9 protein-coding genes are annotated in these 10,453 nt (G+C 48.8%); 6 read left to right on the top strand and 3 right to left on the bottom strand.

Annotated elements, in window-relative coordinates:
* From K3G39_RS10390 to pnuC, 3 genes are all read right to left on the bottom strand, one after another.
* A partial coding sequence (locus K3G39_RS10390) for a SprB repeat-containing protein (protein ID WP_220626098.1) occupies positions 1-1,159 on the bottom strand: 1,159 nt, incomplete at its 3' end.
* Positions 1,160-1,870: 711 nt separating this feature from the next.
* Positions 1,871-2,047, bottom strand: coding sequence for a hypothetical protein (locus tag K3G39_RS10385; protein ID WP_220626097.1), 177 nt, complete (start codon positions 2,045-2,047; stop codon positions 1,871-1,873).
* A 147-nt stretch (positions 2,048-2,194) separates the two neighbouring features.
* Positions 2,195-2,818, bottom strand: coding sequence for a nicotinamide riboside transporter PnuC (gene pnuC / locus K3G39_RS10380; RefSeq protein ID WP_220626096.1), 624 nt, complete (start codon positions 2,816-2,818; stop codon positions 2,195-2,197).
* A gap of 106 nt (positions 2,819-2,924) precedes the next feature.
* Between pnuC and K3G39_RS10375 the strand changes: the two genes are divergently transcribed.
* From K3G39_RS10375 to K3G39_RS10350, 6 genes are all read left to right on the top strand, one after another.
* Positions 2,925-3,242, top strand: coding sequence for a rhodanese-like domain-containing protein (locus K3G39_RS10375; protein WP_220626095.1), 318 nt, complete (start codon positions 2,925-2,927; stop codon positions 3,240-3,242).
* Positions 3,243-3,446: 204 nt separating this feature from the next.
* On the top strand, positions 3,447-4,916 hold the full coding sequence (gene guaB / locus K3G39_RS10370) for an IMP dehydrogenase (RefSeq protein WP_220626094.1): 1,470 nt from the start codon (positions 3,447-3,449) through the stop codon (positions 4,914-4,916).
* Between the two features lie 202 nt (positions 4,917-5,118).
* Complete coding sequence (locus tag K3G39_RS10365; protein ID WP_255594229.1) at positions 5,119-7,194, top strand: GAF domain-containing SpoIIE family protein phosphatase; 2,076 nt, start codon at positions 5,119-5,121, stop codon at positions 7,192-7,194.
* 19 nt (positions 7,195-7,213) lie between these two features.
* A complete protein-coding gene (locus K3G39_RS10360) occupies positions 7,214-7,552 on the top strand; it encodes an STAS domain-containing protein (RefSeq protein WP_220626093.1) in 339 nt (112 codons plus the stop codon).
* Positions 7,545-7,955, top strand: coding sequence for an ATP-binding protein (locus K3G39_RS10355; RefSeq protein WP_220626092.1), 411 nt, complete (start codon positions 7,545-7,547; stop codon positions 7,953-7,955). Before K3G39_RS10360 ends, K3G39_RS10355 begins: the two co-directional genes overlap by 8 nt.
* Before the next feature lie 164 nt (positions 7,956-8,119).
* Positions 8,120-10,429 carry a peptidylprolyl isomerase gene (locus K3G39_RS10350; RefSeq protein WP_255594228.1) on the top strand — a complete coding sequence of 770 codons (2,310 nt, stop codon included), beginning with the start codon at positions 8,120-8,122 and terminating at the stop codon, positions 10,427-10,429.
* The last annotated feature ends 24 nt before the right edge of the window (positions 10,430-10,453 follow it).

The following is a 10,453-nucleotide window of genomic DNA, read 5'->3' as shown; positions in this document are numbered from 1 at the left end:
TGGTCACCCCGTTGAAGGTGTAACTCAGCGGCGAGGTGCCGCCGCTGGCGGTGATGGTCACCGTGGCCGTGCCACCCGAGCAGGTAATCACAGTCGTCACCTCCGCGCTGGCCACGATGGCGCTCGGAGATTCGACGTCGATCGTGCCAGTGGCAGGGCAGTCGTTGGCGTCGGCAACCGACCAGGCCAGGCCATTGCCCGCCGATACGCCCGTGAAGACGCCCGTCGCGTTGGTCACCCCGTTGAAGGTGTAACTCAGCGGCGAGGTGCCGCCGCTGGCGGTGATGGTCACCGTGGCCGTGCCACCCGAGCAGGTAATCACAGTCGTCACCTCCGCGCTGGCCACGATGGCGCTCGGCTGTGCAATAGTTGTACTTTCTGTAATTGAGCAATTATTCCCATCTGTTACAGTTACTGTATAAGTACCAGCTTTCAAACCAGTTAAATCCTGATTATTTGTCTGTCCACTAGGAATCTCACCCCCATTACTTGCAGTCCATAAATATGTGTAGGAGCCTGAGCCACCTGAAGGGGTCATGTTAATAGCACCATTACTACCGTTAAAACAGCTAACATTAGTATTTGTAAAGCTAGCGTCAACCCCTGTATTTACAACAATTTCAGGTAGTGTACCGCATTTAGGGTTTATAGTTGATGGATCTAGAGGACAAATTGCATTAGGAGAAGCTTCAGTCCATGCTAAATAGAGGTTAGTAATTTTTATTGCATCACCACAGGTATATGTAATCTGTCCATAAGGAAGAGGTGTAATACTATTTGGTGCTATTGGGCCATTACATCCTGTTATAGATCTTGAACTTTTAAAATTCCCGTTTGAATCATATATCTCCAATGTACCCCAGAAGGCGAATGAAGTTCTTTTTGATCCTGTTTTATTATAAATAGATAAAGTTAAGGTTCTAGTAATTTCAGTACCAGGTTGACAAGTGTTACACACATCTCCTCCGGTTAATTCAGCTTCAACTAACTCTAAATCCTTCGATGTACAGGAGCTTACAGGGGGAAAGGTTTGAGCAAATGTCTCATTTGAATATATCATAAAAGCTACCAGCACCATAGCATACCGCCATAGCCCTAGTAGCTGGTTCTTCGAGCGAGCATCCTTTGCCCTACCCGTGTAATTATTGAGATTTTCCATTAGTGTAAAGATTTTTGGTTGTGAGAATGTGGTTGAGTTGTGTTTGTAAAGCTGAAAAATTGGCAAAGCAGTGCCTGTCCAATTTTTATGTGTTCATCGGGGAGAAGCATGATATTGACAGATGAGACTTAAGTAGTCGAGTGCTACTCAATAAAATTGAAGTATTAAAATGGGCCTGGCCGTAGAAGGCAATGCCAATAATAGTATGCGTTTTGCATGATCGGTTGAGAAAATAATGTGAGTATTCCTTAATTGGAAATCAGAATTGGTATGGCGGGTGCAATTACCAATGGCTTATAGGGTAAGCAAGGAAGAGTAGTAGCGATTTTTCACAAGTTAACAGCTTAGCACTTGTAAACCACCTGTTAAATAGTTGAACTTAAACCTAATATACTATGAAATCTCAAATTAAAGTATGGGTTTTTCCTATTTATAGTTTAGATAGTGTAACGGCGGGTGAATGATGATGATTGCAGTGTAAGCAACTTTAACCAGAAATATATATCACGATTTGTGTATAAACTTTAATTATTAATATAGCTTGATCTGATTATGTTAGGCCTGTCCAGCGATACCTGCCAGATAATTTGCATTCTATAAATCAATGAAGATACTGAGCGCAAATTCAGATATAAAAAAAGCGGGAACACATTCTTTAAAATGTATTCCCGCTGTAATTTCTCTCTGTCAGGTTAGGTAAGACAGGTGATTTTAATTCTCTGTGAAGCTGTAATCATAAAAATTATACACCTCCACCTCCCTGGGGTGCCTATCACCGTGTTGACAGAGCATCAGGCGTTTAGGGCTCTCGTCCGGAGACTCGTATCCCCACTTCATACGGTTCTCATACTTGAGTTCATCCGGCAATTCAATCTTGTGGTTCTTCATACATAGTGTCGTTGTAAGCGTGGAACATAGGTACTCGCATACTTTGGCGCACTAAAATTCAACGATTGCCTCAGCTACACTCATGTACGGCACATACCATGCCATGACTGCATAAGATAGAAACATAAAATAGGATATTTCTAATAATCACTTTGTAACAGGAGCTGCAGCTTCCTTTTCCATATCCCGCTTCCAATCTAGATAGCCCATGGTAGCCAAAATCAGAAAGATGAAATAAAGGAAAGCTGTCAGGTATAATTCCTTGTAGGTAAATACGCCGATGTACACCACGTCCACAGCCAACCATACCAGCCAGTTCTCAAGTCGCTTTTTGGCCATCATCCAATAAGCCATCAAACTCACTGCTGTAGTAGCCGAGTCGGTATACGACAGATCGGCATCGGTATAATTATCCAGAAAATAGCCCAAGCTACCCGTAAACACCACCACAAGCGCAATCATTATACCTAACTCCCGCTGCCCCACTCTGGTAACTTTCCGCTCGGTATGCCCTTTGCCCCCGTATAGCCACTCGTACCAGCCATAAAAACTCGTGATGATATAAAAGGCATTCAACCCCATATCCGCATAAAGGCGGGCTTCATAGAAAACGAAAACATAAGCCGTTACGCTCACCACACTGATGGGCCAGGTCCAGATGTGCTGCCGGGCCGCCAGCCACACCCCGGCTATACCTGTAATTACCCCTATTGCTTCTACCAGGCTCATCGCCTGCAATGCTTCAAGAATACTATTGTAAAATTCTGCCATCTATACCTGTATAAGCCCATGCTTTAGGCTAATTTGTTGCTAAGTTTGCAAATCGAAACCAAAACGCCAAAGCTTAAGGTATAGCCTAGGCAACAGCACGACGACAATGGAAGAGATCACAGCACAGGAATTAAAAGAGAGACTGGTCCGCAGCGCAGAATTACATATCGTGGATGTGCGTGAGCCCCTGGAGTTTGAGATATGCAACCTGGGTGGCGAGCTCATACCTTTGGGCGATTTGCCGAAGCAGGTAAACCGTATCCGCCGCGACATTCCCGTGGTGATGGTTTGCCACCATGGCTACCGCAGCGCACAGGCTATTCTATACCTGACCCAACGTTTCGGCTACGACAATCTACTCAATCTCAAAGGCGGCATTCACGCCTGGGCAACGCAGGTAGACCCGACAATGCGGGTCTACTAGGTATATGGCACCAGGTCTTTTCTGAATCAGCGGCTTTCATCTCCTTTTTATAATATTCCCTAACGTTAAGCACTCAGAGGTATTAAAACGCACGGAATACGTTGAATGGAGGACTTGAATAAATTTCTCGCGACTCTTGCTAAATTATCCGGATTAATTTATGTAATTTTACGCGGCAAATAAGGACCCCTAAATTATTTGCCAATGATCGCAGATCAATCCAAAATAGTATTTGAGGCACTCACCTACGACGACGTGCTTCTGCTCCCGGCCTACTCCGAGGTGCTCCCCCACAACACTGATACTTCCACACAGCTTACACGCAATATCCGCATCAACATTCCGCTGCTTTCAGCCGCGATGGACACTGTTACCGAAACCGAACTGGCCATTTCGATGGCGCAGGAAGGAGGCATCGGCATCATTCACAAAAACATGTCGATCAAGGAGCAGGCAGAACAGGTACGCAAAGTGAAGCGCTCCGAGAGCGGTATGATCCTTGACCCAATTACGCTGCAGGAAGACGCTACCCTGGGTGATGCCGTACAGCTGATGGTCGAGAATAAGATTGGCGGTATACCTGTCATCAACAGAGAGGGCAAGCTAACGGGTATCATTACCAACCGCGACCTGCGCTTCGAGAAAGACCTGACTCAAAAAGTTACGGCGATTATGACCAGCAAAAATCTGATCACAGCCGAAAGAGGAACTGACCTGGCCAAAGCCGAAGATATCCTGCAGCAGTATAAGATCGAGAAGCTGCCGGTGGTGGACGAACGCGGCAACCTGGTAGGACTGATTACTTACAAAGACATCCTGAAAAAGAAAGACCGCCCGAACGCCTGCAAAGACGAGTACGGCCGTCTGCGCGTAGGTGCCGCCGTTGGCGTAACTCCTGACGTGATGGACCGCATCAAGGCGCTGGTTGAAGCTGGTGTTGACGTAATCAGCGTGGACACGGCGCACGGTCACTCCAAAGGAGTGCTCGACGTTGTCCGCAAGATCAAAGAGAACTTCCCGAAGCTGGAGGTGATTGCCGGTAACGTAGCCACAGCCGACGGCGCGAAAGCGCTGGCAGATGCAGGTGCCGATGCCGTGAAAGTGGGCGTTGGGCCGGGCAGTATCTGTACTACCCGCGTGATTGCAGGTATAGGTATGCCGCAGCTGTCTGCCGTAATGGAAGCCGCCAAAGGCTTGCAGGGCACCGGTGTACCGGTTATTGCCGACGGTGGTATCAAGTTCTCAGGCGACATCGTGAAAGCACTGGCCGGAGGCGCGAGTACCGTGATGGTAGGCTCCCTGCTGGCTGGCACCGAAGAGGCTCCGGGCGAGATGATCATTTACGAAGGACGTAAGTTCAAAACTTACCGCGGCATGGGCTCGATCGAAGCAATGGAAGAGGGCTCGAAAGACCGCTACTTTCAGGGCAACGAAAAAGACAGCAAGAAACTGGTACCGGAAGGTATAGTGGGCCGTGTAGCTTACAAAGGCCTGGTGTCGGAGGTGATCTACCAGTTGGTGGGTGGCATCCGCGCTGGCATGGGCTATTGCGGTACACCGACTATACCTACGCTGCAAGAAGCTAAGATGGTGAAAATAACAGGGGCTGGCCTGCGTGAAAGTCACCCGCACGATGTGCACATCATGCGCGAGGCTCCAAACTACAGCCGCTAGTCAATTCATAAAATCAGTAAAGAAGAAGTAGGTTGGCCTTTTGCTAACCTACTTCTTCTATTTTACGTTATGCAAGTTGTTCTTTCAAAACTCACCTTGACAACTTGGCCAAAGAGCAAAAATTTTTCTTACCTTACAAACTGATAAAGTATCGGGCAAGCCATTTTCAGCCGCCAATAAACTAAGCACGGTTTTCCGTTTTATGCTTTATAGAACCAACGCAAAATCTCTATTTATTACCTCGGCCCTGATCAGCTGGTCACTCCTGCTGGCGAATGTGCTGTTGGCGGCGGAGAGTATGCACCGGGAAAGCTCTCATGCGCTGGAACTGCCTTTCGTCAACAACTTCCTCATCGTTGTTTTCATCATATCTGTTTTTGGCTTCCAGCGCATGAGCGCTGACAATCTAAAAGGAATTGACTTTATTGGTTACCTCTGGAACATCTTTGCCAAAGGAGGTATAGCCGCCTACCTGAGTGTTGCCTTATACATGGTATACCGCATGGTTACCAACTACTCCAGTGTGCAGTCGCCGCTGCTGCTGCACATGGTCTACCAGGTAAATTTTGGCTTACTGGTGCTGTTTCTGGCGAAGGCCTTTTATGTATGGCGGCAGCTGATCCTCTACCATAAAAACAAGTTTATCCAGATTGCCTGGGACTGGTACGAAATCCTGCTCTTTGCTACGCTGATGCTCACGCTGCTCAACTTCAATTACAGCAGCCTGATCTTCCTGCCTTTGCTGGGCCTTATCGGACTCTATACCTTGTTCCTTTGCACCAACCTGAAGTGGGTCGCCTACCTGACGTTCAACAAAAAAGGAAGATCACTTATTTTGCTCATGGCCATCCTGCTGGCCTGCTTCATCTTTGCTGACTTCTTCAACGACTTTGCGGACAGCCCGCTGCTGGTGATCGATTACTCTGACGTGGGTTTCCTGCTGCTGGCCATGTTCTTTGTGGCACTCTATACCCTGGCTGCCTTTCTGGTAGCGCTTTTCAGTCTGCCTACCTCGAGTGTGTTTGAGCAAAAGAGCGAAGACCTGCTCAACTTCCAGCGCCTGAGCCAGTCTATACAGCAGGGCCAGAGCGAGAAGCAGGTATACGACATGCTCTTCGAGAGTACCGTAAAGGCAGCCGATGCCAGCGCCGCCTGGCTCGAGATTTTCAGAGGCGAGAAAAAAGATGGAATAGAGTTGTGCCACCAGCTCACCATAGAAGAAGAGCAGATCAAGCGTATACGGCACCTGCTGCTGGCCTACAACATCCAGCATATCGACTACATCAACAACAACCTCGACCGCAACCCCGGCTTTCGTGACCTCACGCTGCCCTGGAAGTCGTTAATTATCCTGCCGATCAAATCCAAGAAACATCTTTTTGGGGTGCTATACCTGTTGAAGGATATTGAACAGGGCTTTGACAGGGAAACCGTGAATGTACTGCGCACTTTTACCAACCAGACTATCCTCACGATCGAAAACCTGCGCCTGGTACACGAGTCGCTGCAAAATGAGCGTTATAAAGAAGAGCTCAAGATTGCCTCACTCGTACAGGACAGCCTGATCCCGAAAAAATTCCCGAGTGACAGCTGGTTTGAGATCGCGACTCATGCTAAAGCAGCCAAGGAAGTAGGTGGTGACTTCTATGACTTCCTGCAACTGAGCGAGTCGCGCATCGCCATCATCATAGGCGACGTGTCGGGCAAAGGTATTTCGGCAGCTTTCCACATGGCCCAGATGAAAGGTATCTTTCACGGCCTGATGCAACAGGATATGCCACCAAGTGAGTTCATGAAACAGGCCAACAACGCCCTGAGCCGCTGCCTTGAGAAAACCTCTTTTATCACTTCTGCGCTATACATCATTGATTATCGCATGAAGGGCTTTATGTTTGCCCGCGCGGGGCACTGCCATACCTTGTATTACAACTCCATGATGGACGACACCTTCTATTTTCAGACGGATGGATTGGGGCTTGGCATCATTCGTGATAAGAGCTACAACAACCATGTGCGGGAGATGTATTACGACTACAACCCCACCGATGTGATGGTGATCTACACAGATGGCATTGTGGAAGCCCGCAGCCCGACCAACGACGAGTACGGAGAAGATAGACTACGCTACATGCTCACTCAAACCTACCATCTGGAGGCCGAAGATATAAAATGCGCTATTATTAACGACCTCGAGGACTTTACCGGTCCCACAGAAAATATATATGATGACCAGACGCTGCTTGTCATCAAATTTAAACCGACTCAACCTAGTGAATAGTTATACGTAAAGGATGCCGATGAAAATTACAAACCAAATCAAAGACACAACGATCATCATTACCCTGGATGGTGAACTGGACGCAAGCTCATCTGTAATGCTCGATGAAGCACTTTCCGACCCTGAGATCATGACCTACAGCAAGATCCTGGTAGACTGCAATGACCTGAACTACATCTCGTCTGCCGGCCTCGGGGTATTCATTTCGCACCTGCAGCGCTTTGAAGATGCACAGATCAAACTCATATTTTACAATATGCAGGACAAAGTGCGCAACGTATTCGAAATCCTGGGCCTCGACCTGCTCATGACCATCGTTTCGGATTACGAGGAAGCCATGACTATTGCAGATGAATAACAAAATTTCAGTTAGCTGTACTAAAAAAAATCTGAAGCAAATACGGGACTTCGTTACAGAGTATCTGGCAGGGTATAAACTGACAGACATTCAGATGAACCAGATCGTATTGGCCGTGGATGAGATATGCGCGAACCTCATCATCCATGCCAACAGCGAAGACCCGTCTAAAAACATTTCCCTCTCCATCACGGAGAAGGCCGGCATGCTCAAATTTGAGATTGTCGACAACGGTGTGGCTTTCCGCCGCTCCGAGTATAAAGAGCCAAACATCGAAGAGCACATCCGGGTCGGAAAAAAGGGTGGCGTCGGCATCGCCCTGGTCAACCGTATCATGGATCGTGTGGAGTTTGAGTCTAACGCCAGGCAAAACACCTGCTTCCTGTACAAAAAAATTAAATAGGGCTGAACTGCACACTTTTAGCGGCCCATGTCCGTTATCCGGAACGAAATCGCATGCAATAGGATTATAGTGGTACTTTTTGACTAATCTGTCAGAAAAATTAACTAAAATTGCATGATCTGACCTCGTCAGGGCAAAACCAAGCGTTCGTTTATCATCTATTTATGCGCAGCAATCAACTACTTGTTGCGGCAGCAGCCCTTGTCATGGCTGGCTGTACCGCAACTAAGAAGAATGACAAACAGGAACCTATCATTGCGACCATTGGCTCCCAACCTATCTACACATCAGAGTTCCAGTATGTGTATGAGAAAAATAACGGGGACAATGAAGACGCCTATACCCGCCAGAGTGTAAGCGAGTACCTCGACCTCTATACCCGGTTCAAACTGAAGGTAATGGAAGGCGAGAGCCGTGGCCTGGACACCACCACCGCTTTTAAGCGCGAACTGGAGGGATACAAAGAACAACTTGCACAACCCTACCTCACTGAAAAAAGTGTAACCGACCAACTGGTGCGGGAGGCTTACGAGCGCCTGAAACAGGAGGTAAACGCATCACACATTTTGTTGGGTCTGCCAAACGACCCAAGTCCGCAGGACACACTAGCAGCCTACAACCAAGCCCTGGAGCTGCGCAAGCGACTCGAAGCCGGAGAACCTTTCGACAAGCTGGCCCGTGAGTTTTCGCAGGATCCATCCGCCAGTGAAAACGGAGGTAATCTGGGTTATTTTACGGCCATGCAGATGGTATACCGCTTCGAAGATGCCGCCTACAAAACACCGGTTGGCCAGATCTCGCAGCCGGTTCGCAGCCGGTTCGGTTATCACCTGATCAAGGTAAACGATAAGCGTGCCGCGCAGGGCGAAGTGAAGGTAGCCCACATTATGGTGCGTGCTACGCCAGGTATGCCCAAAGCCGATTCCCTAGCAGCCAAGCAGCGCGTCGACGCCATCTACAAGCGTGTGCAGCGTAACGAGAACTGGGACCGCCTGGCCGCTGAATTTTCGGAGGATGCCAACTCTGCTGCCAACGGCGGCGAGCTGCCCTGGTTCGGTACCGGTCGCATGATCCCTTCTTTTGAGGAGGTAGCGTTTGGTCTGAAGAAAGAGGGCGAAGTAGCTCCTCCGGTCCTGACACCTTACGGCTGGCACATCATCAAGCTGATCGGCAAGCAGACGCTTCCTTCGTTTGAAGACATGGAGCAGAACCTGCGCAACAAGATCGCCAAGGACTCTCGTTCTGAACTCAACAAAGCAGCCTTCCTGAAGCGCATTAAATCCGAAAATAACTTTAGCGAAGATGCTACTGTAAAAGCCGCCGCTATGGGCAAGGCTACAGATGATCTGCTGGAAGGCAAGTGGGACTTTGATGCCACCGACAAAACACTGAAGAATACACTTTTTACGATACAGGGCAAGCCTTATACCGTAGCTGACTTCTATACCTACGTAAAGGCTGAGCAGCGCCCGCGCGTAGCCGGCACCCCGCAGCACCACATGAACTCACTCTATGATAACTTTGTGCAGAAGAGTCTGCTGGCGTATGAGCGTGCCAACCTGGAGAATAAATACCCCGACTACCGTATGCTGGTGCGTGAGTATCATGACGGCATCCTGCTGTTCCAGTTAATGGACGAGAAGGTATGGTCGAAGGCGGTGGAAGATACCGCTGGTCTCAAAGCCTTCTTTGAGCAGAACCGCGACAAGTACCAGTGGAAGGAACGTGCACATGCTACGGTGATCAGCGCTGCCAATGCTGAGCTGCTTACTAAGGCACAACAGCAGCTAAACGAGCGCCGCTACGAAGTACGCAACGGCAAGCCAGCCGATATTACCTTTGAAACAAACAGCGCCACACCGGACCAGGCAAGTGTAGCCCGACTAAATGAGCTGGCTGACCGCCTGAACAACAACCCGAATCTGACGCTGGAAGTGAATGGGCATGCCGATGCCCGTGAGGCAACAGGCAAGCGTGATCTTTCTGCAGAGCGCTCTAAAGCCATTGTCACCTTCCTGACAAGCCGTGGTGTAGCAGCTGACCAACTCAGCCCCAAAGCACTGGGTAAAACCAAACAAGTTACCGCTGATAACACTGAAACCGGCCGCCGTCGCAACAGACGCGTATCGTTCATGCTTTATTCTTCTGAACTGAGCACACTGGCCGAAAACCTGAATGCCGGAAACCCGCTGGGTGTTCAGATTACGGAGAAGCGATTCCAGAAAGGCGAGAATAAAGCTGTAGATGCCGTGAAGTGGGAAAAAGGCACTTACAATACAGAACTGAACGGACGCCAGTACCTGGTGATCGTGCATGACGTGCTGGCACCTGCGCAAAAGCAGCTTGCTGAGGTAAGAGGTCAGGTAACCGCTGACTACCAGAACTACCTGGACGAGCAGTGGGTGAAGCAGCTGCAGGAAAAAACTCCGGTTAGCGTTAACCAGACAGAGGTCGATAAAATTATCAGAAAATAAAGCGGGTCCGCAACAAGAGAACCG

It is taken from the genome of Pontibacter sp. HSC-14F20 (genome assembly GCF_019599265.1).
Taxonomy (GTDB): domain Bacteria; phylum Bacteroidota; class Bacteroidia; order Cytophagales; family Hymenobacteraceae; genus Pontibacter.
Note: the sequence above shows the minus strand (reverse complement) of the source record. Positions and strands in the feature narration are given on the sequence as shown.